At 68.2% G+C, this 23,066-nt stretch carries 25 protein-coding genes; 8 read left to right on the top strand and 17 right to left on the bottom strand.

Annotation, left to right across the window (positions count from 1 at the left end):
* The first annotated feature begins 59 nt into the window (after nucleotides 1-59).
* A complete protein-coding gene (locus EV648_RS17965; protein ID WP_199234684.1) occupies nucleotides 60-1,862 on the top strand; it encodes an alpha/beta fold hydrolase in 1,803 nt (600 codons plus the stop codon).
* Between the two features lie 15 nt (nucleotides 1,863-1,877).
* Here EV648_RS17965 and EV648_RS17970 read toward each other — a convergent pair whose 3' ends face one another.
* Nucleotides 1,878-2,795 carry an LD-carboxypeptidase gene (locus EV648_RS17970; protein WP_132292521.1) on the bottom strand — a complete coding sequence of 306 codons (918 nt, stop codon included), beginning with the start codon at nucleotides 2,793-2,795 and terminating at the stop codon, nucleotides 1,878-1,880.
* A gap of 79 nt (nucleotides 2,796-2,874) precedes the next feature.
* Here EV648_RS17970 and EV648_RS17975 point away from each other — a divergent pair, with 79 nt between their 5' ends.
* Complete coding sequence (locus EV648_RS17975; RefSeq protein ID WP_132292524.1) at nucleotides 2,875-3,159, top strand: antibiotic biosynthesis monooxygenase; 285 nt, start codon at nucleotides 2,875-2,877, stop codon at nucleotides 3,157-3,159.
* Nucleotides 3,160-3,162: 3 nt separating this feature from the next.
* Here the strand turns inward: EV648_RS17975 and EV648_RS17980 are convergent, their stop codons facing one another.
* The 4 genes from EV648_RS17980 to EV648_RS17995 form a co-directional block, all read right to left on the bottom strand.
* Nucleotides 3,163-3,684, bottom strand: a complete 522-nt coding sequence (locus tag EV648_RS17980) for a GrpB family protein (RefSeq protein ID WP_132292527.1) — start codon at nucleotides 3,682-3,684, stop codon at nucleotides 3,163-3,165.
* A 110-nt stretch (nucleotides 3,685-3,794) separates the two neighbouring features.
* Nucleotides 3,795-7,217 (bottom strand): phosphodiester glycosidase family protein, encoded by a 3,423-nt coding sequence (locus tag EV648_RS17985; protein WP_132292530.1) that lies wholly within the window; start codon nucleotides 7,215-7,217, stop codon nucleotides 3,795-3,797.
* Nucleotides 7,218-7,539: 322 nt separating this feature from the next.
* Nucleotides 7,540-7,863 carry a rhodanese-like domain-containing protein gene (locus EV648_RS17990; RefSeq protein ID WP_241995325.1) on the bottom strand — a complete coding sequence of 108 codons (324 nt, stop codon included), beginning with the start codon at nucleotides 7,861-7,863 and terminating at the stop codon, nucleotides 7,540-7,542.
* Between the two features lie 351 nt (nucleotides 7,864-8,214).
* Complete coding sequence (locus tag EV648_RS17995; protein ID WP_132292533.1) at nucleotides 8,215-9,072, bottom strand: DNA-formamidopyrimidine glycosylase family protein; 858 nt, start codon at nucleotides 9,070-9,072, stop codon at nucleotides 8,215-8,217.
* 175 nt (nucleotides 9,073-9,247) lie between these two features.
* On the opposite strand from EV648_RS17995, the gene EV648_RS43280 reads away from it, so the two are divergent.
* Nucleotides 9,248-9,391, top strand: coding sequence for a hypothetical protein (locus EV648_RS43280; protein WP_199234685.1), 144 nt, complete (start codon nucleotides 9,248-9,250; stop codon nucleotides 9,389-9,391).
* 115 nt (nucleotides 9,392-9,506) lie between these two features.
* Here the strand turns inward: EV648_RS43280 and EV648_RS18000 are convergent, their stop codons facing one another.
* The 4 genes from EV648_RS18000 to EV648_RS18015 all read right to left on the bottom strand — a co-directional run bounded on the left by EV648_RS18000 (nucleotide 9,507) and on the right by EV648_RS18015 (nucleotide 12,651).
* Nucleotides 9,507-10,334 (bottom strand): bifunctional 2-polyprenyl-6-hydroxyphenol methylase/3-demethylubiquinol 3-O-methyltransferase UbiG, encoded by an 828-nt coding sequence (locus EV648_RS18000; protein ID WP_132292536.1) that lies wholly within the window; start codon nucleotides 10,332-10,334, stop codon nucleotides 9,507-9,509.
* A gap of 121 nt (nucleotides 10,335-10,455) precedes the next feature.
* Complete coding sequence (locus EV648_RS18005) at nucleotides 10,456-11,403, bottom strand: DUF6528 family protein (protein WP_132292539.1); 948 nt, start codon at nucleotides 11,401-11,403, stop codon at nucleotides 10,456-10,458.
* An 85-nt stretch (nucleotides 11,404-11,488) separates the two neighbouring features.
* Entirely contained in the window at nucleotides 11,489-12,124 is a 636-nt protein-coding gene (locus EV648_RS18010) for a hypothetical protein (protein ID WP_132292542.1), read from the bottom strand.
* Nucleotides 12,121-12,651: an RNA polymerase sigma factor gene (locus tag EV648_RS18015; RefSeq protein WP_132292545.1), complete on the bottom strand. Its 531-nt coding sequence runs from the start codon at nucleotides 12,649-12,651 to the stop codon at nucleotides 12,121-12,123. Before EV648_RS18015 ends, EV648_RS18010 begins: the two co-directional genes overlap by 4 nt.
* A gap of 142 nt (nucleotides 12,652-12,793) precedes the next feature.
* Between EV648_RS18015 and EV648_RS18020 the strand changes: the two genes are divergently transcribed.
* Nucleotides 12,794-13,339 carry a superoxide dismutase family protein gene (locus EV648_RS18020; RefSeq protein ID WP_158294014.1) on the top strand — a complete coding sequence of 182 codons (546 nt, stop codon included), beginning with the start codon at nucleotides 12,794-12,796 and terminating at the stop codon, nucleotides 13,337-13,339.
* The gene (locus tag EV648_RS18025; RefSeq protein WP_132292551.1) at nucleotides 13,336-13,845 is read left to right on the top strand and encodes a hypothetical protein; all 510 of its coding nucleotides are present in this window, start codon (nucleotides 13,336-13,338) and stop codon (nucleotides 13,843-13,845) included. The genes EV648_RS18020 and EV648_RS18025 overlap by 4 nt, the downstream gene beginning before the upstream one ends.
* A 49-nt stretch (nucleotides 13,846-13,894) precedes the next feature.
* Here the strand turns inward: EV648_RS18025 and EV648_RS18030 are convergent, their stop codons facing one another.
* The gene (locus tag EV648_RS18030) at nucleotides 13,895-14,164 is read right to left on the bottom strand and encodes a hypothetical protein (protein ID WP_132292554.1); all 270 of its coding nucleotides are present in this window, start codon (nucleotides 14,162-14,164) and stop codon (nucleotides 13,895-13,897) included.
* A gap of 83 nt (nucleotides 14,165-14,247) precedes the next feature.
* On the opposite strand from EV648_RS18030, the gene EV648_RS18035 reads away from it, so the two are divergent.
* Nucleotides 14,248-15,201, top strand: coding sequence for a helix-turn-helix domain-containing protein (locus EV648_RS18035; protein WP_132292557.1), 954 nt, complete (start codon nucleotides 14,248-14,250; stop codon nucleotides 15,199-15,201).
* 249 nt (nucleotides 15,202-15,450) lie between these two features.
* On the opposite strand, the gene EV648_RS18040 is transcribed toward EV648_RS18035, so the two are convergent.
* From EV648_RS18040 to EV648_RS18060, 5 genes are all read right to left on the bottom strand, one after another.
* Entirely contained in the window at nucleotides 15,451-16,275 is an 825-nt protein-coding gene (locus EV648_RS18040) for an ABC transporter permease (RefSeq protein WP_132292560.1), read from the bottom strand.
* Nucleotides 16,275-17,285, bottom strand: a complete 1,011-nt coding sequence (locus EV648_RS18045) for an ATP-binding cassette domain-containing protein (RefSeq protein WP_132292563.1) — start codon at nucleotides 17,283-17,285, stop codon at nucleotides 16,275-16,277. Before EV648_RS18045 ends, EV648_RS18040 begins: the two co-directional genes overlap by 1 nt.
* Before the next feature lie 152 nt (nucleotides 17,286-17,437).
* Nucleotides 17,438-18,160 (bottom strand): PadR family transcriptional regulator, encoded by a 723-nt coding sequence (locus EV648_RS18050; protein ID WP_132292566.1) that lies wholly within the window; start codon nucleotides 18,158-18,160, stop codon nucleotides 17,438-17,440.
* A gap of 93 nt (nucleotides 18,161-18,253) precedes the next feature.
* Nucleotides 18,254-18,766, bottom strand: coding sequence for a GNAT family N-acetyltransferase (locus EV648_RS18055; RefSeq protein ID WP_199234686.1), 513 nt, complete (start codon nucleotides 18,764-18,766; stop codon nucleotides 18,254-18,256).
* 61 nt (nucleotides 18,767-18,827) lie between these two features.
* Nucleotides 18,828-19,919, bottom strand: coding sequence for an adenosine deaminase (locus tag EV648_RS18060; protein WP_132292569.1), 1,092 nt, complete (start codon nucleotides 19,917-19,919; stop codon nucleotides 18,828-18,830).
* A gap of 104 nt (nucleotides 19,920-20,023) precedes the next feature.
* Here EV648_RS18060 and EV648_RS18065 point away from each other — a divergent pair, with 104 nt between their 5' ends.
* Nucleotides 20,024-21,100: a YhcG family protein gene (locus EV648_RS18065; RefSeq protein WP_132292572.1), complete on the top strand. Its 1,077-nt coding sequence runs from the start codon at nucleotides 20,024-20,026 to the stop codon at nucleotides 21,098-21,100.
* Here the strand turns inward: EV648_RS18065 and EV648_RS18070 are convergent, their stop codons facing one another.
* Entirely contained in the window at nucleotides 21,101-21,562 is a 462-nt protein-coding gene (locus EV648_RS18070; RefSeq protein ID WP_132292575.1) for a nitroreductase family deazaflavin-dependent oxidoreductase, read from the bottom strand.
* A 122-nt stretch (nucleotides 21,563-21,684) separates the two neighbouring features.
* Here EV648_RS18070 and EV648_RS18075 point away from each other — a divergent pair, with 122 nt between their 5' ends.
* The gene (locus EV648_RS18075) at nucleotides 21,685-22,386 is read left to right on the top strand and encodes a TetR/AcrR family transcriptional regulator (protein WP_132292578.1); all 702 of its coding nucleotides are present in this window, start codon (nucleotides 21,685-21,687) and stop codon (nucleotides 22,384-22,386) included.
* A gap of 9 nt (nucleotides 22,387-22,395) precedes the next feature.
* Here EV648_RS18075 and aat read toward each other — a convergent pair whose 3' ends face one another.
* A complete protein-coding gene (gene aat / locus EV648_RS18080; RefSeq protein WP_132292581.1) occupies nucleotides 22,396-23,061 on the bottom strand; it encodes a leucyl/phenylalanyl-tRNA--protein transferase in 666 nt (221 codons plus the stop codon).
* Between the last annotated feature and the right edge of the window lie 5 nt (nucleotides 23,062-23,066).

Consider the following 23,066-nt stretch of genomic DNA (forward strand, 5'->3'; position numbering starts at 1 on the left):
GGAGGGGCAGCCTTGGCCGCCCCTCCCTTGCTTTGTGCCTGCATGTGAGACTGATCGCCGTGCTGAAAACACTGCTCTCGCTGCCGACCGTGATGGCCTTCGATGTCGACAGCGAAGGGCGGATGCTGGTCGGGTACGACGGGAGCGGGATCCGGCAGATCCACGAGGTGGAGCCGGACGGGCAGTGGCGGGCGTTGACGGCGCTCGACGACACCTCCCGGGCCGCGCGGTTCGTGCCGGACAGCAGCAAGGTGGTCGTCGAGCACGACAGCGGCGGTGATGAACGCGGCCAGCTGTCGATCCTCGACCTGGACGATCGCAGCGGCCCCGCCGGTCTGCCCGCGCTGACCCCGCTGGTGCACGACCCGGAGTACTTCCACCACCTGGCGGACGCGACGCCGACCCGGATCCTCTTCCTCACCAACCGGCGCAACAACGTCGACTTCGACCTGATCGCCCGGGACCTGGCGACCGGTGCCGAGACCGTGCTGTACGAGGGCGGCGGCTACGTGGGCTCGGTGCACGCGTCGCCGGACGAGCGCTCGGTGGTGATCGTCCTCGCCGGCGGCCCGGGCAACTCCACCCAACTGCTGCTGGTCGACGTGACCACCCGCGCGGTCACGGAGCTCACGGCGTACGACACTCCTAACTATCAGGACGGGCCTTCCTGGCTGCCCGACTCGTCCGCCTTCGTCGTCGCGAGCGATGCCGGACGGGACCGGCTGGCGCTGCGGCGGTACGACCTCGGCACGGCGACCTGGACGGATCTCCTGATCGACGACGAGCACGATCTGGCCGGCTGGGTCTGCCCGGACGGCGAGCACCTGCTGATCGGGACCACCGACGACGGCGTGGTGTCGATGGCCCTGCACAAGCTCGCGGACGCCTCGCGCGTCGCGCCGCTCGCCTTACCCACCGGCGGTTGCGCCGCACGCTTGCTGATGGCGCCGGATCCGTTGTGGTCGCCGGACGGGACGTTCGCGCTGCTCAACCACAGCTCGCCCGTCGAACCGCTGTCGGTGTTCCGCTACAACCGGGAGACCGCCGAGGTCGTCGCGATCCACGTGCCCTACATGCCCGCTCTGCCGGAGGGTCTGGCCCATCCGGAGAGCCATCGGGTCACCTCCTTCGACGGCGAGCAGGTGCCGGTCTTCGTGTACCGCCCGGCCGATGGCGGAGACGGGTCAGCCGTGGTGCTGGTGCACGGCGGCCCCGAGGCGATGTCCCTGCGGATCTGGAATCCCCTCGTCCCGGCACTCGTCGCCCAGGGCCACACGGTCGTCGTACCGAACGTGCGTGGCTCGGCTTCCTACGGCAAGCGGTGGTACTCCCTCGACGACAAGCACCTCCGGCTCGACTCGGTGAAGGACCTCGCCGCGATCCACGAGTGGTTGCCGTCGATCGGCGTCGACCCCGGCCGTACTGCGCTGTGGGGTGGCTCGTACGGCGGGTACATGGTGCTCGCCGGTCTCGCCTTCCAGCCGGACCTCTGGGCGGCAGGTGTCGACATCGTCGGGATCGCCTCGCTGGTGACGTTCCTGGAGAACACCTCGGAGTACCGGAAGGTGGCCCGAGAACGCGAGTACGGCGTCCTGTCCGAGGACCGGGACTTCCTCGAGCAGGCGAGTCCGCTCAACCGGGTGGACGACATCCGCGCGCCGTTGTTCGTCATCCACGGCGCGAACGACCCGCGGGTGCCGTTGTCCGAGGCCGAGCAGATCGCCAAGGCGCTGGAGAAGCGAGGCGTGCCGTGTCAGCTGCTGGTCTACCCGGACGAAGGCCATGGTCTCGCGAAGCGGGCGAACCGCCTCGACGCCTACCCGCAGGCGTTCGCGTTCCTCCGCGTACACCTGGCCGGCTGAGCAGTTCCACCAGTTCTAGCTGAGCGGCTCCACCAGTGGAGCGAGGGTGGCGTCGTTCGCGTCCAGGCGGACCGGCAGGCCGAGCGGGATCGCCAGGTTGAGGTCCTCGTGCCCGATCGCGGCGCCCTCGACCATCGGCAGGCCGAGCGGTTCGAGCCGCTCGCGAACGACGTGAGCCACCAGCCCTTGGTCGTCCGACTCGCTGAAGTCGCCGATCACCAGCCCGGTGACCTGGTCGAACCAGCCGGCCCTGAGCAGTTGGGTGAGCAGCCGGTCGACCTGATACCCGTCCTCGCTCACGTCCTCCATCACGACGATGCCGTCGGGCTGGGCGAACGTCGGCGTACCGAGGCTGGCGGCCAGGAGCGCCAGGTTGCCTCCGAGCAGTCGGCCTTCCGCAGTACCGGGGATGACGGTCCGGGCGCCGGCGGGGTCGAGCAGGTCCTTGACCGAGCCCGGCTCGAACAGCAGGTCCCGGAGCCGGTCGTGGGATGCGGGCACTTGCAGTTGACCGACGGACGCGGCCATCGGGCTGTGGATCGTGACGAGGCCACGAGCGTTGAAGGCTTCGTGCAGCGCGGTCAGGTCGCTGAACCCGACGAGGATCTTGTCGATCGGCGCGAGCTCGTCCAGGTCGAGGTGCTGCAGCATCCGCTGGACGCCGTACCCGCCGCGACCGGCGAACACCGCCTTGTACTGCGGATCCAGCCAGGCGGCCCGGAAGTCCGCGGCCCGGGCTTTGTCGTCACCAGCCAGGTACGGCAACTCGTCATGCTTCGCCAGCGCGGACGGCATCAGCTCGACCTCGAGCCCCCACGCCCGCAAGTACTCCGAACCGTCCGCCAGCCGCTCCGCCGACAACGGCCCGGCCGGCGCCACCACAGCCACCCGATCCCCGCGCTCGAGCCGCCGCGGTCTCCTCACCTCAGTCATGCCGCAGACGCTACTTCACCCGTCCCACCAGCCGGGCTGGCGGAGTACCCGGTCCAAAGGGCGTGAAAGAGTGGCACGCATGGTGCTCGAGGTTGCGTTGATCGATGTCACGGCCGGTCAGGAAGACGCCTTCGCGGCGGCGTACCAGGAGGCTCGGCAGCAGATCGAGCAGGCGGAAGGCAGCCGCAGCATCCGGATGACCGCCGGTATCGAGACGCCGACGAGGTTCGTGCTGATGGTCGAGTGGGACTCGGTCGAGGCGCACAACGCGTTCCGCGCAAGTGACGCCTTCGGTACCTGGCGCGGCCTGATCGGCCCCCACTTCGCCAACCCGCCGCACGTCGAGCACTTCACCGACATCTGAGGCTCAGCGGTCTTCGAGCTGCTGCAGAACTCGCGTGATGAACGGCGCCTTGCCTGCTCGGTAGGCCGGCCGGTCCTCGTCGTCGGCCGACGCCAGGGAGCGTTTGATCCGGGCGTACTCGTCCCGGTCGGCAGGCGTGGTCCGTAGGTGATCGCGGAAGGCGAGCCAGGTCGGCCAGCCCCTCGACGACTCCTCCACGATGTGCAGGTGGTGCGACCGCCGCTCGATGCTCGGGAAGCACAGCGACCACTTGCGCGCCTCCGCATCCCCTGGTTCCGGGGCTGTGATCCAGCCGAGTGCGGCCAACTCGTCGAAGGCGGCCGGGACTTTGTCGTAGTCGGCGACCACCCCCGCCATGTCGATGATCGCCTTCGCCGGCAGACCCGGGACCGCAGTACTGCCGGTGTGCTCGATCGGGCGAACCAGCCACTCGCGTAGTACGGGCTCCACCCGGTCGCGCTGCTCCTCGAACAACCCCGGCCAGCGGGCGTCGTACTCGACGATGGTGATCCGGTCCAGGCGCATGACGCCCATGGTCGCGGACCGCCGGCACTCACCAAACCCCGACCCGGGGAGGGCGGGCGCGCTCGGCGACTGGGTGGCCGAGGGGTTGGTGAGTGCCGGCGGTCAGCTGCTTACCAGTCGATCTTGACGGTGGCGCTCTTGCTGACGCCGTTGACCGTCACGCCGAGCTGAACCGTGCCCGGGCGGATGCCCGTCAGCTGACCCGTCGCCGGGTCGTAGGCCGCGACCGCCCAGAACGGCGCGGTGCTGGCCGAGCCGATGTGCAGCAGGCTCGAACCCCACCAGTCAGCCGACACAGGGAACGACACCGGCACTCGCCGGTTTTCCTGTACGACGGTCGCCGCGGCCGGGGCACTCGTGCCCCTGGGAAGTGAGGTGGGCGCCGCGAGCTCGAGCGAGTCGACGTGCGGCCGGAGCTCGACCTGGAACCACGACCGCTCGGGAGCGGACCAGTGGCGTTCACCAGCTGCGGCCTCGCGCGCCGACGGGTCGATCCCGACCAATGCCCAGCCGGTGAACCCGCCGGCGTCGGGTGCGGCGGCCGGGCCCTTGCCCGAGTTACCCGTCAGCGGCAGCAGGACGCCATCGGTACGAGTCGCCGCGAAGGTGCCCGCGTGAGCTGCCATGTACGCCGCACCCTTACCCGTGGACGCGCGGAAGTCCGCGAGCCACCGGACCAGCAGGTCGGCCTCCTTGCGATCACCGAGCTGCGAGTTCTGCGTCGGCGAGGGATCGTCGATCGGGTGGTGTGCCATCACCACGACGTTGCGGATCTCCGGGTTGCGCGCCGCGTCGTCCAGCTGCTTGCGCAGGTCGAGGATCTGGTCGAACCCACCCGCCCGGAGCGACCCGAGCGACGAGTCCCGCAGTACGAAGCGGGTGCCCTTGTGGTCGAACGTGCTGGTCGGCTCGCCGAAGACCTTCTTCCACTCCGACAGGTCGCCCGGGCCGTAGCTCTCGTGGTTGCCCGGCACGTAGTGCACCGGCACCTTGCCTGCGACCTCCTCGTCGATGATCTTCTTCGCCAGCGCGATGTCGTTGGCGAAGCCGCGGTCGACGAAGTCGCCGTTGATCACGAGGAAGTCCGGGTTCTGCGCCAGCGCCTCGCGGATCGTGCGCCGCGCCTGCTTCACGAAGTCGGACTCGGGGTCGTCGGCGGTGAACTGCGCGTCCGACATCACCGCGAACTTCCACCGGCCACCACCAGTCGCGGTGCCATCCGTCACCACCATCGGGTCGACCACCTTGGCCGGCGGCGTCACCGTCACCGGCGGAGCACCCCGCACGGTCAGGTCGTCGATGACGATGCGTCCGGCGTACTGCCGGGTCGGCACCGTCTCCACCACGTAGATTCGCCAGAACCTCAACGGCATCGTGAGCCCCGGCGGGATGTCCGCCTCGACGTACTTCCAGCCGGTCCAGTCCACCGCTGCCGCGAGGTTGAGCGTCTGCGCGGCACCACCGGCGGCGTCGTACGCGTTGGCCCGCAGCCAGGCGCCCTTGCCGTCGCCGTACACCCAGGCGCCGAGCTTCTGCGGCTGGCCGGGCAACGTCTGCTGCGGAGTCTGCGACAGGTACGCCGCCCGCGTGGCGGTGCTCCCGGTCAGCGAGTAGTCCAGCGCGATCGCCTGGCCGCCGTCGTGACCCTCCGCGGCCGACCGGGACGCCGTCGCGGCACCCACCGGTACTGCGTTCGCCTGCCAGCGGGTGGTGTCGTCGACCTCGTCGACCACCTCGCTGCTCAGCCCGGCGGTGACACTGAGCTGGGTGGTGAGGTCTCCCACCTTCGCGGTGACCACGGTGGACACCGCGTCGGTGCCGACCGCGCTCACGTCGAACCCATTGCCCCTGGCGACAACCTTGACGAGCGCGGGGTCGAAGGTGAGCTCGACGTCCCGCGGTTCGACCCAGGTGGAGAAGCCGTCGGCGTCGAACCCGTTCACGGTGAAGAATCCCTTCGCTGTTGCGTCGGGCAACGACACCTGCTTGCTCGACGGCGCCAGCCGGATCGGCGTACCGAGGACCTTCATCGGGAAGCGGCCGCGTGCGGTTCCCTTGGCAGCCGTCACGATGACGTCACCCGCGCGGCGACCGCTGACGATCCCCTGGCTGGTGACCTTGGCGTTGCTGCCGGCCGACCAGGACGGCGTACCGGGTGCTGGGGCGTAGGTCTCATCGTGGCCGCGAGCGGTGAGGACGCGGCTGAGGCCGGTGAAGACCCGCGAGCTGCGGGTGATGTCGGTATCGGCGAGCTCGGCGGCGGTGCCGGTGGCCTCGATCCGGAAGCCCTTGAGCTTGCCGGATCCCTTGACCGGAAGGAGTCCCAGGCCGTTCGGGGTCAGCCGCTCGGAACCGTCCGAGGGCTTGTTCACGACCTCCGGGGTGGCCTCGCCGGGCGAGCGCTTCAGCATCGTCGAGGAGCCGCCGCCGTCCAGGTTGAGCACGTCGTCGGAGCCCAGGTCCAGCATCAGCCGGGCCAGCTCCTTCTCGGTCAGGCCGCGGGAGTCGACCATCCGGCCGTCCACCGTGAGCAGCACCATCCGGCGGCCGTCGGCGGAGAAGCCGATCGCGGTCCGCGGGTGCAGGGCGGTGTCGTCGACGTTCAGGATCTGGCCGTCGCGGGCCAGTTGGATGTTGCCGCTGAGGCCGACGGCGACATCCGCCGCGTCGGCGCGGGGGCCGTACTTCACCTCGACCTTGTCGCCCGGCTCGAACGCCGTGAGCGCGGTCGCTCCGGCCTCGCGGCCGACCAGCGCCAACTCGTTCGCGGCCAGCGGGGTGGTCGCGGGGGTGGTCGCCGAGGAGACCACGACACCGTCGCGGAGGATGACCTCGCGGACCGTGGGCAGGCCGTCGACCGTGCGAGTCCGGGCCGCCTCACCCCACTGCGGGGTGTAGAGGCCGATGCCGCCGCTGTTGACCGAGGGCGAGTTCAGGTTGGTCAGGTCGACCTTGCTCGCGTCGTCGTCGGTCGCCGTGCCCTCGAGGAACACCTGCGCGATCCGGCCGAGGCCGAACTTGTCGATGACGGCGGTTTCGTTGTGGCCGGCAGCCGGGCCGTTGACGAACCGGCCGGCGCCACCGTCGGCGTCCCGCTCGATCCCGATGCCGAGTGGTGCGCCTGTGTCGTTGATGTCGAAGAAGTCGCCGTTCACGCCGGCGATCGCGCCCTTGCGCGCGACCTGCTGGCTGAGCACCTCGCGGCCGGAGACGGTACCGGGGTTGAGGTAGTCGACGGTCACGCCACCCGCGTCGAGATCCGCGATCAGGATGTCGCCGCGCAACCAGCCGCGGGCGTCGAGCCGGTCGAAGCTGGTGTAGCTCACGCCGGGCGCGACCGGGGTGTCCTCGCGCCTGGTGATGATTCCTTCGCCGGGCGGGGCGATGGCGACGTCGGCAATGTCCGAGGCCGCGGACGAGCCGCGGTGCGCCTCGACCGCGGTGGTCTGCAGGAGTTGGTCGGGCGAGGGCTGGGCGGCCGAGGCAGGGTTCACCGCGGCGGTGGCCAGCAGGCCGCCCAGCACGAGGCTCACGGCCGCGGTCCGACGTCCTGATCGCCGCGGCTTGGTCCCTGCGGCTGGCGGGTGGGCTGGCTTCTCGGGTTGTTCCGGGCGGAAGGCGGGCGGAGCAGGCGTGGACACGGGGCCTCCTGGGCTGGGCGGACGCGGTCATCCGACGCCGTGGGACCTACCGCCGTGTGAGGCGCAGGTGTACGCCGGTCAACCGACCGGTGACAAAGTAACGTCCCCAGCGACCAACCGGAAGCTTTCTGTCATGAATCCGCCGGACCATTTCACCGGCAGCCGGCTCAACTCAGCGCGCCGGCCTGGGGAACTCGGTCAGTTCACCCGCGGATCAGTCGACGGCGACGGGGCGACCCGCGACCTGCCAGGCATGCATGCCGCCGTCCAGGTTGATCGCGTCACGACCCTCGGAGGCGAGGTACTGGGTCGCCATCGACGACCGGCCGCCGACCGCACACACGCAGAGCACCTTCTGCCCGAGCGGTACTTCGCCGACCCGTTCCTGCAACTGGCCGAGCGGGATGTGGACGGCGCTCTCGATGTGACCACGAGCCCACTCGTCGGGCTCGCGCACGTCGAGCACGAACGCCTCGCCCAGCAGGTCGTCATCGACATCGGCAACCACGACGGCAGGAATCTCCGGAGTCTGGAACATGCCTCAGATCATCGCAGCCCCACCCAATCGCCGCTCTCGGGGCCGAGAGGAATGCGCCTGCCCGAGTGCTGGATCGAGCGTTGACAGTCGCGGCGCCGGACACCGAAGGTCGAGGCAGGACTCGCCGGCCGGAGAGGACGACCCATTGGCACTGATCGAAGGAATCCCGGAGGGTTCGGGCCGCAGCCCTGGGGTGAGGCCGACGGCGCATCTCGCAGCGCGGCGGGCGGCCGAGGTCGCGGTCAAGCGCCGGGGAGCCGGAGCTCACCGTGCATCTCGACGCGGGTCGTCGCTCGGCATCGCTACCGCACCGGCTGTCCTGAGCACCTCCGCGCGCGAGGCGGGCTATGACTACTTGAGCAGCTTGGACAGGCGGCGGTCGGCGAGTGGCTTGCCGCCTGTCTGGCAGGTCGCGCAGTACTGCAGGGACGAGTCCGCGAAGCTCACCTCGCGGACGATGTCGCCGCAGACGGGGCACTTCAGACCCTTGCGGCCGTGCACCCGCATCCCGCTTTTCTTCTCCGACTTCAGATCCTGTACCTCGAGGCCGGCCGACCTGGTGACCGCGTCGCGGAGCGTCTCCTGCATCGCGTCGTACAACTGCTGGAGTTCGTCGGAGGTCAGGTTCGAGGCTGGTTTGAACGGGCTCATCTTCGCGACGTGCAGGATCTCGTCGGAGTACGCGTTGCCGATGCCGGCGATCACCGACTGGTTCCGCAGTACGCCCTTCAGCTGGACCCGGCCCTCCCGCTTCAGGATGTCGCCGAAGTCCTGGAGCGACAGGCTGAACGGATCAGGCCCGAGCCGCGCGATCCCCGGAACCTCAGCGGGGTCGCGCACGACATACACGGCGAGCTTCTTCTGCGTGCCCGCCTCTGTCAGGTCGAACCCGGACCCGTCGTCCAGCACCACCCGGAGCGCGATCGGCCCCTTGCCCGGCCGGACCAGCCCGGTCGACTGCTCCTCCCGCCACCGCAGCCACCCGGCCCGCGCCAGGTGGATCACCAGGTGGATCCCCTGCGCCGAGATGTCCAGGAACTTCCCGCGCCGCTGCACGTCGTCGATCAGCAACCCCACCAGCGACGAGATCGGCGGATCATACGTCTTCAACGCGCTGATCGCGGTGATGTCCGCGCGCACGAAAGCCCGCTCAACGGCACGCTCCCGCAGGAACCCCGCCAACGACTCAACCTCCGGTAGCTCAGGCACCCACCCATTGTGCCCACAACACAGGCATATTTCCCGGAAAAGTACTCAGCTCCCTGCGATCACGGGCCTGACTCGGGCTGTGGGGCTGGGAAACAGGGGGAAGCCAGGAGGATCACCCATAGGGAATGGTTGTGGGTACCGCTACCTTCGTAGGAAGCAGAGAAGGAGGCCCCCGATGGGTTTCGTGAAGACACTGGTCAAGGGCGCTGTCGTCGCCAAGCTGGTGCAGGTCGCGCAGCGCGAACTGAGCAAGCCGGAGAACCAGCGCAAGGCCAAGGAGATGTTCCAGAAGGTCCAGCAGCGCCGGAACGCGCACTAGCCTCCGCACTCGGCCCGGAGCCGCGCACGCCGCAACCAGTCGGCTCCGGAGTCAGGTCCCTTACTCCGCCGGCCGCACCACGTACGTCGTACGGGGTGCGGCTTGTGCTGGGTGGTCAGCGGCGGCGGGCCTGGAGGGTGTAGCTGGCGGGCAGCCGCCCGGGGTGCTCGGTGAGGCGCCACTCGCCTGATTCGGGGTCGAAGGTCATGTGGCCCGGGAGTGCCTCCCAGGGGACGCTGTCATGCTCGTCGAACGCGATGATCTCCATGCCCGCGGCCATCAGCGCGTTCATGATCTCCGCGAGGCCGTGGTTCCACTCGTGCGTGACGTTGTGCTGGAACTCGACGTCCGTCGCGACGTACGTGCCGCCCTCATCCCAGACCATGGGTTCCTCGGTCTCGAAGTACGGATAGCCGAGGGTGATCAGCCCCGGATGCTTCGAGCCTTCCAATGACCACAGCATCGGATGGCCCTCGCGGATGAAGAGGCGGCCGCCCGGCTTGAGCAGGCCGGCGACCGTGTTCGCCCAGCGCTCGATGCTCGGCAGCCAGCCGATCGCACCGATCCCGGTGAACACCAGGTCGTACGACGCGGCGCCCAGCACCTCGACGGCGTCGTACACCTCCGCCTGGTGGAAGTCGACCTCGAGCCCGAGCCGGTCGGCGAATCCCTGCGCCTGCTCGATCGCCGGCGTCGAGAAGTCCAGACCGCTCATCCGCGCTCCGAGCCGCGCGAGCGAGACCGTGTCTGTGCCGATGTGGCACTGGAGGTGGACGCCGCGCAGTCCGGAGATGTCCCCGAGTCGCGGTACGTCGAACCGCACCACACCGCTGAGGAAATCCGGGTCTTCCACGAACCGCTCGAGCATGTAGTCAGGCGACGCGGCATGCGCCGGAACCCGCTCGTCCCAGCTCGCCCGATTCAGCACGCGATAGTCGTCCACGAGCCGACTCTGACACACACCAGCCAACAGTGCGCGGGGATTTCCTCGAGCTGCGGATCAGGGGCTTCGCCCGGCGGTCCGGGTCGGGTCGTGGAGACCGCGGCGACACCGTCCGCGGGACTCACTGGAAGGCGGTGGTCCAGATCCGGGCCTTGTAGAACTGGGCGCCGGAGCGGGTCCGGTCCGGCGATGCGGAGAAGCGGACGGTCTTGTTCGCCCAGTCGCGCGGCTGGGTGCCGTCGCCGCGGATCGAGACCACCTCACCCGAGGAGTGCTTGACGTACGACTTCACCTTCGTCTCCGAGGAGATCTTCCGGGTCCGGAAGGTGCCGCCGTCGGTGAGCAGCTCGTACACACCCTTGGTTGCCGTGATCAACATCTTCTGGTGGTTCGTATAGTCCGGCTGCAGATCGTGGCCGAGGTTCCCGCTGCCGAGGCTGAAGTGCGCCGCGTACTTGAGCCGGGTGTTCCGCTTGCTTCCGGTCACCGCGTAGTGGCTGAAGCGGTTCTTCCCCACCACCCACAACAACTCGTACGTCGGGTCCCACAGCACCCCGTGCGCCCCGGCGTACGAAATGGTCTGCACCTTCGCCAGACTGCCGAGGTTGCCGACACTGCTGGGGGCATACACCGTGAGCTTGCCGTCCGAGCTGGCCACGATCACCGAACCATTGCCGGGGACCCGCTCGATCGCGTGCGGGTTGCCGCCGGGTGTCGCGGACCAGGACAGGTCGTTCAGCTCGGTGTTCTTCTCGCTGCCGATGTTGACGATGCCGGCCTTGCCGCCGGACGCGACCATCAGCGCGATCCAGCCCTGCGCCTCGGTGGCACGGAACTTCACATCGGACAGATTCGCCCAGGCGCCACCGCCGGGGCTGAAGCTCCAGTGCACGTTGGCATCCGAGAACGCCTTGTTCTTGGGGAAGACGAGCACTTTGTTCTTGGTCTGCTCGGTCGTACCGACGTAGTAGTTCGCGGCCGCCTGCGCCTGCTGTTGGCCGAGCACCGTCGCCGCCGGCGCTGCGACGGCCGCCGTGGCGAGGCTCCGGAGAAAGGTCCTGCGCTCCATCAAATGCTCCTCCATCAAGTCGTGGTGGAGCATCTACCTTTCAACGCCAGAGGGTCACCCTCCGATCCGACCGAAGATCCACCGGCTAATGGCCCGAGAGTTTGCGGTTGAGTGAGAACAGGCGGCCGAGGACCGGCATCAGGACGATGTTGAGGCCGTGCAGCACCCCGATGATCAGCAGGATGCCGCCGAGTCGGGCGGCTTCGAAGGTCACTTGGGCCGGCACTACGCGCAGTCCCCAGGTCTGCCGCGGCTCGAAGTTGACGGTGAACAGGATGTACGCCGTGAAGATCAGGTAGTACACGATGTCGGTCAGCACGATGTAGCTCTTGCCGGTCTGCGGGTTGTCGTGGAAGACGTCCGCCGCATAGGCCCGGCCGAAGCGTTTGATGAACGGCCCGAGCCAGAGCGCGAGTCCGATCAGCAGGCCCGTGGTGATCAGCTCGAGAACCCACCAGTCCATCAGCAGATGTCCGTTCTTTGTCGGAGTGAGCAACAAAACAAGTGCGGTGAGCAACAAAAGCCCGGCGACCGCCGCCAGTACCCCGCGCCGGTTCCGCCGCCGACGGATCCGGTCGTCGGCGATGCTGCCGAGCACCCGGTCGAACAGATCAGGCGAGGTACTGCGGGGTTGTCCCGGCCCGAGTGCCTCGAGCAGTCGGCGCTCCACCGGTGTCGGGTCGCTGGACGGCAGGTCGCCGGCGGGCGGATGTGTTGTCATCGGGGTTCCTCCAGTTCCGCCTTGAGCGACCTCAGGCCGCGTCGCAAGTGGGTCTTGACCGAGTTCGGGGACAGGCCGAGGGTCGCCGCGATCTCCGCGACGGGCAGCTCGACGTAGTACCGCAGGACGACGCAGTCGCGTTGCCGCCGCGGCAGTCCGCGCAACGCCTCGATCACCTCGCGGCGGCTCTCCCCATCGGCCACGTGGTCCTCGGCGGAGCGGTCGTCCACCTCGGCGGGTGGCCGGTGCCGCAGGGAGACCAGACCACGCCGGTTGTGGTCGCGGGCCAGGTTGATCACGATCGAGCGCAGATACGCAGCGGCCCGGTCCGGGTCGTTGATCCGGTGCTGGTTGCGGGCCAGCCGCAGGAACGCCTCCTGCACCAGGTCCTCAGCGGCCGTGCGGTCGTCGACGAACCACCGGGCGAGCTGGACCAGCCGCGCGCCCTCGGCCTGGAACAGCGCGACGACCAGCGCGTCGGCGTCCCGCCGTACGCCGGCGCTGGGCAGTTCCGCAGCCGCATCCATAGCCCCCATCACCTTGACGGACGAGCGAAACCACCAGCCGGGTGACAGCGCGGAGATCTTCTTTTCCTTGTCACCCAGGCCGCGTCCAGGCCCGTCTGTTGCAGTGATCCGTGCACCCAGCATGGACCCGATTGGGGGAGTCATGACAGTAACGAAGCTCGCCGCCGCGGGAACAGCGATCCTCTTGAGCACCGCCGTCTTCGCGCCGGCCACGGCCGACGCCCATCCCGACCGTGACGCCACCCGAGTGGTCAGTGCCCACGGCAATCTCCGCGATCTCCAGCTCGGTGCGGCCGGGCCCTTCGACCACGCCAGAGCCACGCTCGTGATGGTCCAGCACCACGGCCGCAGTCTGGTGGTCCTCCAGGTCCGCGGAATCGACCGATCGGTGGCCGGCCGGGACTTCGGCGCTCACCTTCACGTGGGGCCTTGTGTGACCGGTGACGGCGCCGCAGCCGGGCCGCATTACAACGCGGACACTGTGGCCGGGCGCGTCCCACCGCGGGTCGACGCGACCACGGAGGTTTGGCTCGACTTCACGGCAACCCGGGCCGGGACCGGGTTCGCGCTCACCCACGTGCCGTTCGCGCCACTACCTGGCCGGCGGGCGATCGTGATCCACCAGGAACCCACTGATCCGCAGGGCGCCGCCGGTCCACGGCTCGCCTGCCTGCCGGTGGAATGGTGAGCATCCCGCGCGCTACCGGCGCAGGCTTCGCGCTCGGGCTGATGTGGGGAGCAGCTGCTCGGGTGTGGATGCGGCTGATCTCCACCGATCCCGGGTTCAGCTGGAGCGGTACAGGCATGATCCTCGGCTCGACTGCCGTCTGCGGTGCGGCGCTCGGATTCCTGTACGGCGTCCGCCGGGCCGGCCGGTCCCGCTGGTGGCGGCTGCTCGGACTGTGCTGGTTGTTGGTCTTCGCAGGCCCGGGGATGGTCTTCCTGCCCGCGTTCCTGTTGGGCGGACTGCTTCATCTCCGGCAGATCTGGTGGAAGGTGATCGGTGCCGCGGCGGTCGCCTCCGGAGTGCTCCTGCTGTGGATTCTCAACCAGCAGGAGCCGGCACCGGTCAACCCCGCAACGATGTACGGCGGCTTCCTCCTGCTGTCGGTGGCCCTGACTGCGGGAGCAGCCGAGCTCTATCGTCCCCGCCCAGCACGCCGCCGAGAGCCTGCGGAAGCGCTCGCAAGGTAGCAGAAGGCCGGCGGAAGGTGGACCTTCCGCCGGCTCTGAAGGGGGTGGATCAGGCCGCGTGGCGGCCGTGGTGCTGGAGGATGTGGGCCCGGCGGATGGTGACGACGCTGCCGGCATTGGTAGCGGGCTTGTGGGAGAAGGGCTCGGCTGCGCCACCAAGGGCGAGCAGGTCGAGCTTGGACCTGGCGAGATCGCGATCGTCGGCAACCCAGGCGCCTTCGGGCCCGTGTCCGAGCCCGGTTGCGTGCTTCCTGTTGCTGCTTTCGAGGGCCGCGATCACGACCAGCGCGAGTACTGCGAGGACGATGATTCCGGTCATGGCAGTAACTATGCTACCAGCTAGATCCCGCCACAATTGGCACTATTGACATCCTTCCACAAATTACTGCCATACTGGTTCGCATGCTGCGGAAGATCGCTGTCGTCCTGATGGAGGACGTCGCCGTGTTCGAGTTCGGGGTGCTGTCGGAGGTGTTCGGCATCGACCGGACCGACGACGGCGTGCCGCCGTTCGACTTCAAGGTGTGTTCGACCCGCCCTGGTGAGCCGCTGCGAACCAGCAGCCACTCAGCGGTGATCGCGCCGTACGGACTGGAGGAGCTCGAGGACGCCGACCTGGTCGCGCTGCCGGCCACCACCTGGCGCGGCGAGTACGACGAACGCATCCTCTCGGCGCTCCGCAAGGCCTCGGAGCGCGGCGCGATCCTGCTGACGGTCTGCTCGGGCGCCTTCGTACTGGGTGCCGCCGGGCTCCTCGACGGGCGCTCCTGCGCGACCCACTGGCGCTACGCGGACAAGTTCCGCGAGCAGTTCCCCCTGGCGCGGCTGGATGCGGACGTGCTCTTCGTCGACGACGGCAACATCATCACCAGCGCCGGCACCGCCGCGGGCATCGACGCCTGCCTGCACCTCGTACGCCGGGAGCTCGGCAGCGCCGTGGCGACCCGGATCGCCCGCCGGATGGTGGTTCCGCCGCAGCGCGACGGCGGCCAACGGCAGTACGTCGAGGTGCCCGTGCCCGAGTCGTCCGGCGAGAGCCTGCAGCCGGTGCTCGACTGGATGGTCGGCAATCTCACCGTCGAGCACACCGTCCCGGACCTCGCCCGGCGCGCGCGGATGTCGGACCGCACCTTCGCCCGCCGGTTCGTCGCCGAGACCGGCACGACCCCGTTGAAGTGGGTCACCACCCAGCGCGTCCTGCACGCCAGAACCCTGCTGGAGCAGACGAAACTCGGCATCGAGCAGATCGCCTCCGAGGCCGGCTTCGGCACTGCCGCCCTCCTCCGCCACCACTTCCGCCGTGTAGTCGGCGTCCCACCCCAGGACTACCGCCGAACCTTCCAAACCACCAGCTGATGGGATCCGAGAACGACCTCAGGTACCGGTTCGCAGTAAGCCCTGATTTCCCTTCTATTGTTGGCCGATCATGGCTTCCCATGCCGACGTCGACGAGTCATCCCGGAGTGGCTGTCTGCTCTGTGCGGTGGTGATCGTGCCTGCCGACGTGACCGCGATCCGCCTACCCTGCGCACCCTTTGCAAGCCGGGTCAGCGCAGAGGGCGCGAACGGCCCTCCCGGAGTACGACGGGAGGGCCTTTCGGGGGTTCAGACAGAGCGTTGGTAGGTGCGGAAGGCTCGGGTGGAGAGGTAGCCGACAATCAGTGTGAAGGCGGCCAAGTAGAGGCCGTGGCGGGCTACTGAGGACCAGTCCGGGTCGGCGGAGAGGGCTTGGCGGGCGGCTACGGCGGCCCAGTCGACGGGGTTGTAGCGGGCGGCCACCTGGACCCAGTGGGGGGCCAGTTCCAGGTCCAGCATGATCGAGGACAGGAACGTGAGCGGCAGCGAGACGAACTGGAAGATCCCGATCAGGGCCTCCTGCTGGCGGGTCAGCAGGGCGACCGCGTTCGAGAGTGACCCGAACGCCGTGCCGACGAGCATCGACGCCACGATCGTGACCAGGTAGCCGACCGCGCCCCCGTCGTACCGGGCGCCGGCGGCGATGCCGATCGCGAACACGATGATGGTCTGGATCACGGTGGTGGTTCCGTTGCTGATCAGCTGACCCGCCATCAGCGCACCCCGGCGGACCGGGGAGGTCAGCATCCGGTCCATCACGCCGCGCTCCATGTCGGCGATGAAGGTGGTACCGGCCCAGCCGCTCGTCATCAGCGCGGTCATCATCACGATGCCCGGCGTCAGGAACGCAATGTACGACGAGTCGCCGAAGCCCGGGAGAGCCACCACGCCCTTGAACAGCTGGCCGAACAGCAACAACCAGATGGCAGGTTGCACCAATGTGAAGGCGATCAGAGCAGGCGACCTGTACTGCGCCCGCAGCCAGCGCCCGGTGATGTATCCCGTCTGACTGACCAACCCACCCCGGCGGGCGGTTCCGGTAGTCCTTGCGGGGTTCGCGGTGATCGTGGCCATCAGGCGGCGCTCCCCTCAACCTGTCCGACTGTGTTCTCGGCCGCCCGGAACGAGCGACCCGTGTACTGCAGATAGACGTCGTCCAGCGACGGCCGCGACACCGTCACCGCAGTGACCGGAATCGCCTTCTCCTCAAGGGCTCCCAGTACTGCGGGCACCGCCGTGGCGCCGCGATCCACTCGGGCTCGCAAAGTGTTGCCGTCGACAACTATCTCCCCGATGCCGGGAAGGTGCCCGAGCAGCCGGCGAACGTTGCCGTCGACATCGGCGTCGACGAGCTCGACCTGGACGGAATCACCACGGAGCTCGGCCTTCAGCGCCTCCGGTGTGCCCTCGGCAACGACCTGGCCGTGGTCGACGATGGCCAGCTGGTCGGCGAGGCGGTCCGCCTCTTCCAGGTAGTGCGTGGTCAGGAGCACGGTCAGACCTTCGTTGTCGGAGAGCCGCTCGACCTCGTTCCACAGATCCGCGCGGGCCTCGGGATCGAGTCCGGTGGTCGGTTCGTCCAGGAAGAGCACTCGCGGCCGGTGGACCAGGCCGAGGGCGACGTCCAGCTTGCGCTGCATTCCACCCGAGTAGGTGCGGACCTGGCGACCACCCGCCTCGGTCAGGTCGAACCGCTCGAGCAGCTCGGCGGCCCGGCGTACGGCCTCTTGTCGCGACAGGCCGTAGATTCTCCCGCTCAGGACGAGGTTCTCGACGCCTGTGGCCATCGGGTCTGAGCTGGACTTCTGCGGCACGTACCCAATCGCTTGCCGGACGTCGTTCTGCTGCTTGACCACGTCGAACCCGGCGACCGTCGCAGTACCGGAGTCCGCTCGGGACAAGGTGGTCAGGATCTTCACGGTGGTTGACTTGCCGGCGCCGTTCGGGCCCAGCAAACCTAGTACGACACCCTCCGGTACAGCGAAGGTGAGTCCGTCGAGAGCTCGCACCGGCGGCTTCTTCCGCCCGGCGGGGTAGGTCTTGACCAGGTCGGACGCCTCGAGGGCATGACTGGTTGATGGCATGGTGATGTGACTCCTCTTGATGGGTGAGGAGTCGATCCACGGCGGCCTGGCTATCCTGATGGTTGCGCCTTGGGTGCCAGGTCCTTCGGGACCGACTCGAGGAACTGCGGCCCTTGGCCCGGGTGTTGCCGCACCCTGGTCGGGGGCCGTCCTTACTTTGGTTCCGGCTTTGGTTCTGGTGCGCCTACTTCTGGAGGCATGGCCTGCATCCAGGTGAACTCCTCCCCGAAGTACTTGACCGGATCCTTGAACAGGTCGGCGGGCTTGATCCCCAGCGTCTCCACCAGCTCGTAGCCCTTGCGCCAGAACACGCTGCCTTCGAGCTCGTCCGAGCGGATCTCCTTCGCCAGTTGGCGAACGAAGTCGGCCTGCGTCTTCAGCAACGCGAGCCGGAGCTCGGACTCGACCCAGAAGACGCGGGGGAACTTGATCGCCTCCATCGAGGCGTGCGCGCCCTCGACCTCCGCGATCTCCGCCTCGAGCGCGGTGATCCGCTGGTCCAGCAGCTCGACCACCCGGTCCGGCGGGAAGGCCGGCAGGTACGCGAGCCCGGCCTCCAGCTGGCTGAACTCCTTCTCCGGCGTACCGAGCAGCTCGGTCAGCCAGTCCTGGAACTCCAGCCGGCCCGCCTCGGTGATGTCGTACACGGTCCGCTCCGGGCGATTGCCGTCGCGCAGGGTCTCGACGGCCTCGATGAAGCCATGCTTCTCGAGCGCCGCCACGACCGAGTAGAGCGAGCCGTAGTTGAGCTTGATGCTCAGGTCCTTGCCGCGACTCTTGAGCATCGTGGAGATCTCGTACGGGTGCATCGGCCGCTCGGCGAGACTGCCCAGCACGGCGAACGCCAGCGGGTTCGCCACCTTGCGCTTGACCACCGCAGCCCACCTCCTCGATCTCGGCTACTCGAAATCGAGTATTAGCTTCCGTGTATCCGATGTCAAGTATTCGGCGCGAAGCTGTGGAGTCGGTCAGACAGGGCGTTCGAAGAGGAGTTCCAAGCCGTCTTCCTCGTCCCACTGCTCGCCGGCCTCCAGGAAGCCGAAGCCGGCGATGGTCGCGAGCGAGGCGGCGTTGGTCGGACTGATTGACGCCCGGACGGTGTGTACTTCGGGTTTGCCGGCGGCGAGTTCCAGCAGTGCGGCGACGATCGCCCGCGCGTAACCCTGCCGCCGGTACTGCGGGTCGACGGTGTAGCCGATCTCCACCATCCCGGCCGCGTCGGGTGGTCCGTGGAACCCGGCGTAGCCGACGACTCCCGGTTCGGAGAGCACGAGCTTGACGAGCCAGCCGATGCTGGTGGGATCCGCGGCCAGCTGGTTGACGCGGTACTGCCAGAGCCACTTGGCGGCATCCGTCAGGAAGGCGTCACCGAGCTCGTACCCGGTCTCCGCCCGCGCGGCCGCAAGATCGTCGGCGAGCAACGCGCGCATCGCAGTACTGGTCAGCTCGACGAAGCGGACCGATTTCGTGGAGGTAGTCATCACGGCCATCATCCGGCCGAGAACCCCGCCCGGCGAACGATTATCGGGCCAGGACCTCGGCTCAGCGGGACAGCGCTTCGGCGTACCAGGGCTTGATGGTGTTCTCGATGATCGCGAGGCGTTCGTCGAAGGGGAGAAACGCGGACTTCATCGCGTTGATCGCGAACCAGCGGAAGTCGCTGAGGCCGTAGTCGAACGCCTCGGCGAGCAACGCCAGTTCACGGCTCATCGACGTACCGCTCATCAGCCGGTTGTCGGTGTTCACCGTGACGCGGAACTTCAGCTTGGCGAGCAGGCCGATCGGGTGCTGCGCGATCGAGTCGGCGGCACCCGTCTGCAGGTTGCTGCTCGGGCACATCTCCAGCGGGATCCGCCGGTCCCGCACGTACGCCGCGAGCCGGCCGAGCTCGACCTTTCCGTCCAGGTGCTGGAGACCGACGGACTGGTCGTAGGCGATGTCGTCGATGATCCGCACGCCGTGGCCGAGGCGGTCAGCACCGCACCACTGGATCGCCTGCCAGATGGAGGGAAGTCCGAACGCCTCACCGGCGTGGATGGTGAAGTGGGCGTTCTCGCGCTGCAGATACTCGAAGGCGTCGAGGTGCCGGGTGGGCGGGTAGCCGGCCTCGGCGCCGGCGATGTCGAAGCCGACGACCCCCGCGTCGCGGTAGGCGACGGCAAGCTGGGCGATCTCCATCGAACGGGCCTGGTGGCGCATCGCGGTGAGCAACTGCCTCGCGACGATCGGGCGCTCGGCGTTCGCCATCCCGTGCTCGAATCCCTCGCGAACCGCATCCACCACCTGCTCGAGACTCAGTCCGCGGGTGAGGTGCTGCTCGGGCGCATACCGGACCTCGGCGTACACGACTCCATCAGCCGCCAGGTCCTGCACGCACTCACTGGCCACGCGGGTGATCGCGTCGGCGTTCTGCATCACCGCGACGGTGTGGTCGAACGTCTCCAGATACCGCTCCAGCGACCCGGAATCCGCCGACTCCACGAACCACAGCCCCAACTCCCCGGCATCCTGCCGCGGCAACCTGTGCCCGATCTCCGCCGCCAGTTCCACGATCGTCCCCGGCCGCAACCCACCATCCAGATGATCGTGCAACAAAACCTTGGGCGCCGCCGTCAACTCCTCCGCACTGATCATCCAGCCATCTTCGCAGGCAAGCTCGACAATCTGCCCCAGGCTGCCCCGCGATGCCCTGCGAAGGCCCTCGGTTCACCAGCTGCCGAGGCGAAAGCGTTGACCACATGGACGAGAACACCATCACGCCTCGCTTCGAAAGCGCACCCGCTCGGTCGTTACTACCCGACTGGTACCCGGATCTACTGGACCGGGTCGCCGCTCACGTCGCCTCCGGGCACCGACGTGCCGTAACCGCCGCCAACAAGGAACTACTTGCAGGCTACTGGTCAATCGGCAGGGAGATCCTCGATCGCCAGCACGAAGAAGGATGGGGCACCAAGGTCATCGACCGCTTGTCCGCCGACCTCAAGACGAGGTTTCCGGGTACAAGGGGATACTCGCCACGAAACCTGAAGTACATGCGTGCCTTCGCGGCAGCCTGGCCGGACGCGTCAATTGTGCAACGCACCGTTGCACAATTGCCCTGGCGCCACCACATCGCGCTGCTCGACAAAGTCGACGATGCCGATCTGCGGCTCTGGTACGCCGCGGCTGCGGTCGAGCGCGGCTGGAGCCGGGATGTTCTCGCACTCCAGATCGAGGGCCGGTTCCACGAGCGGGCCGGTCGAGCGGTGACCAACTTCGCCGTCGCGATGACCCCTGAACGCTCCGATCTCGCTCAGCAGGCGACTCGCGATCCGTACCTGTTCGACTTCATCGGCGCCACGGACACGTGGCGCGAGCGGGAGGTGGAGGAGAAGCTCGTCGAGCATGTCGGAAAGTTCCTGCTCGAACTCGGCCAGGGCTTTGCGTTCCTCGGCCGCCAAGTCCGGCTGGAACTGGCTGGCGACGAGTTCTTCTGCGACCTGCTCTTCTACCACTTGGAACTCCGGTGTTATGTCGTCATCGAGTTGAAGGCGGTCAAGTTCGACGCTTCCTTCCTCGGTCAACTCGGTCTTTACATGGCCGTGGTCGACGACGTGCTGGCGAAGGAAGGGGACAAGCCGACCATCGGGCTGCTGCTCTGCCGGAACAAGAAAGAAGTGGTTGCCGAGTACGCGTTGCGAAACTTCAAGGCGCCCATCGGCGTGGCGGAGTGGACGACGGCGATCAACAACTCCCTGCCTGAGGAGTTCGAATCCGCTCTTCCATCAGTTGCCGAACTCGAAGCCGAACTCGCACTGGCGACCGAGGAGGGCTGATCAGATCGCGTGGATTTTGAAGACGGGGAAGCCGGGGGCTACGTGGAGGAGGGTTTCGGTGGGGGAGTCGGCGCGGACGTCGTCGCCGAAGAAGGCGCCTACTTCCCAGGCCCACTTCTTGAGGTAGGCGCGGAGGATCTCGGGCTTGGCGGGATCGGTGAGTTCTTCGGCGCGGAACACTTCCACCCGGCGGCCGATGGCGAGCCGGCCTTCGCTGTTCGCGCGGAGGTTGCGGACCCACTGGACGTGGCCGCGGGGTGCGACCAGGTAGCGCTCGCCGTCGACGGTGAGCAGGTTGACGGGGACACTGCGCCACTCGCCGGACTTGCGGCCCCGGACCGAGAGGACCCGGCTGCCCATCAGGCTGATGCCGACCTTCGCGAGCCCCGCGACGACCTTGTTCATGATCAGCATGGAGCGGCGGCCGCCGGTGAACACTCGCTTGTCGTTGTACTCCTGCATCAGGATCGCCTTCCAGTTTGCGAGAGCGGTGCTCTCTGTTATGACCAGTGAACACCGACACGCGGTACATGTCAAGAGCACTGCTCTCGATTTAGTCCGGTGCTCATGGCAGACTGACCGCCATGAACGCCGGACGAACCGCCCGCGACCGTGCCCGGGCCGAGCTGACGCGGGAGATCAAGGACGCCGCCCGTCGCCAACTGGCTGCCGAAGGGGCCGAGCGGCTCTCGCTCCGGGCCGTCTCCCGCGAGCTCGGCATGGTCTCGTCTGCGCTGTACCGGTACTTCCCCAGCCGCGACGACCTGCTCACCGCCCTGATCATCGACGCGTACGACGCGCTCGGGGCGAAGGCGGAAGCCGCGGCCAAGGACCAGGACGACCCGCGTACGGCGTGGCTCGCGGTCTGCCGTGCGGTCAGGGTGTGGGCGGTCGCGCATCCGCACGAGTACGCGTTGATCTACGGCTCGCCCGTCGCCGGGTACAAGGCGCCCGAGAGCACGATCCAGCCGGCCGGGCGGGTCGCAGTCGTGCTGCTCGGGATACTCAGCCGGGCCCAGGACACCGGAGTACTGGTTGCTCCTGCTGAGGCGCCGGAACCGCTGGGGTTGCTCGCGGAGCAACTCACCGTGTTCAAGGAGATGGCGCCCGGAGTACCGCCCAAGGTGTTGGTGCGGACGGTGATCGCGTGGACGCAGCTGTTCGGGATGATCAGCTTCGAGCTGTTCGGTCAGCTGGTCGGCACGATGGATCCCGCGGACGAGTTCTTCCTGCAGGCCACGGACCAGCTCGCCGACTTCATCGGGCTTACCCAGGAGTTCGGCTGAAGGTTGGGCTCAGCTGAAGGCGTCCGGAAGCGGGAGGGTGAGGGCGCGTTCGACCCGGCGGATGTACTGGTCGCGGGGGATCGCGACGGCGCCGAGAGTGGCGAGGTGGTCGGTCACCCACTGGATGTCGAGCACCCGGTCGGCGGCGTATTTGTCGTTGAGCAGTTCGACCAGCCCGGCGACGGCCGCCTTCGACCCGTCGGTCTTGTGGTGGAACATCGATTCCCCGGCGAACAACCCTCCGATCGCCACGCCGTACAGGCCGCCCGCGAGCTCGTCGCCGTCCCATGCCTCGACCGAGTGGACCCAGCCCATCCGGTGCAGCCGGGTGTACGACGCGATGATGTCCGCGTCGATCCACGAACCCGGCCGGCTGGGGTCGGCGCAGGCGCGGATCACCTGGTCGAAGGCGGTGTTGACCCGGATCTCGAAGCGCTGCCGGGCCCGCCGCAGCGACCTTGACGGCGCGTACCCGTCGATCTCGATCACGCCGCGGTCGACCGGCGACCACCAGAGCAGCGGTCCATGGCTGTCGGGCATCGGGAACAGCCCCCGCCGGTACGCCGCGAGCACCGTGCCCGGTTCGAGATCAGCCCCGGCCGCGACGACATCGCTGGGACCGGCGACCGCGACCGGCGGGAAGTCCCACACGGAGGCAGGTGGTTCGAGAGGCACCCCAC

Origin of the sequence: Kribbella sp. VKM Ac-2568 (genome assembly GCF_004345365.1) — a bacterium.
Lineage (GTDB): Bacteria > Actinomycetota > Actinomycetes > Propionibacteriales > Kribbellaceae > Kribbella > Kribbella orskensis.

Bases quoted from the DNA above. Each gene is read 5' to 3' on its own strand.
- EV648_RS17970 (WP_132292521.1), bottom strand. From the start codon at position 2,795: ATGACTGAGGTGAGGAGACCGCGGCGGCTCGAGCGCGGGGATCGGGTG.
- EV648_RS17975 (WP_132292524.1), top strand. From the start codon at position 2,875: ATGGTGCTCGAGGTTGCGTTGATCGATGTCACGGCCGGTCAGGAAGAC.
- EV648_RS17980 (WP_132292527.1), bottom strand. From the start codon at position 3,684: ATGCGCCTGGACCGGATCACCATCGTCGAGTACGACGCCCGCTGGCCG.
- EV648_RS17990 (WP_241995325.1), bottom strand. From the start codon at position 7,863: ATGTTCCAGACTCCGGAGATTCCTGCCGTCGTGGTTGCCGATGTCGAT.
- EV648_RS43280 (WP_199234685.1), top strand. From the start codon at position 9,248: ATGGGTTTCGTGAAGACACTGGTCAAGGGCGCTGTCGTCGCCAAGCTG.
- EV648_RS18005 (WP_132292539.1), bottom strand. From the start codon at position 11,403: ATGGAGCGCAGGACCTTTCTCCGGAGCCTCGCCACGGCGGCCGTCGCA.
- EV648_RS18010 (WP_132292542.1), bottom strand. From the start codon at position 12,124: ATGACAACACATCCGCCCGCCGGCGACCTGCCGTCCAGCGACCCGACA.
- EV648_RS18015 (WP_132292545.1), bottom strand. From the start codon at position 12,651: ATGGATGCGGCTGCGGAACTGCCCAGCGCCGGCGTACGGCGGGACGCC.
- EV648_RS18020 (WP_158294014.1), top strand. From the start codon at position 12,794: ATGACAGTAACGAAGCTCGCCGCCGCGGGAACAGCGATCCTCTTGAGC.
- EV648_RS18030 (WP_132292554.1), bottom strand. From the start codon at position 14,164: ATGACCGGAATCATCGTCCTCGCAGTACTCGCGCTGGTCGTGATCGCG.
- EV648_RS18035 (WP_132292557.1), top strand. From the start codon at position 14,248: ATGCTGCGGAAGATCGCTGTCGTCCTGATGGAGGACGTCGCCGTGTTC.
- EV648_RS18040 (WP_132292560.1), bottom strand. From the start codon at position 16,275: ATGGCCACGATCACCGCGAACCCCGCAAGGACTACCGGAACCGCCCGC.
- EV648_RS18045 (WP_132292563.1), bottom strand. From the start codon at position 17,285: ATGCCATCAACCAGTCATGCCCTCGAGGCGTCCGACCTGGTCAAGACC.
- EV648_RS18055 (WP_199234686.1), bottom strand. From the start codon at position 18,766: ATGACTACCTCCACGAAATCGGTCCGCTTCGTCGAGCTGACCAGTACT.
- EV648_RS18060 (WP_132292569.1), bottom strand. From the start codon at position 19,919: ATGATCAGTGCGGAGGAGTTGACGGCGGCGCCCAAGGTTTTGTTGCAC.
- EV648_RS18065 (WP_132292572.1), top strand. From the start codon at position 20,024: ATGGACGAGAACACCATCACGCCTCGCTTCGAAAGCGCACCCGCTCGG.
- EV648_RS18070 (WP_132292575.1), bottom strand. From the start codon at position 21,562: ATGCAGGAGTACAACGACAAGCGAGTGTTCACCGGCGGCCGCCGCTCC.
- EV648_RS18075 (WP_132292578.1), top strand. From the start codon at position 21,685: ATGAACGCCGGACGAACCGCCCGCGACCGTGCCCGGGCCGAGCTGACG.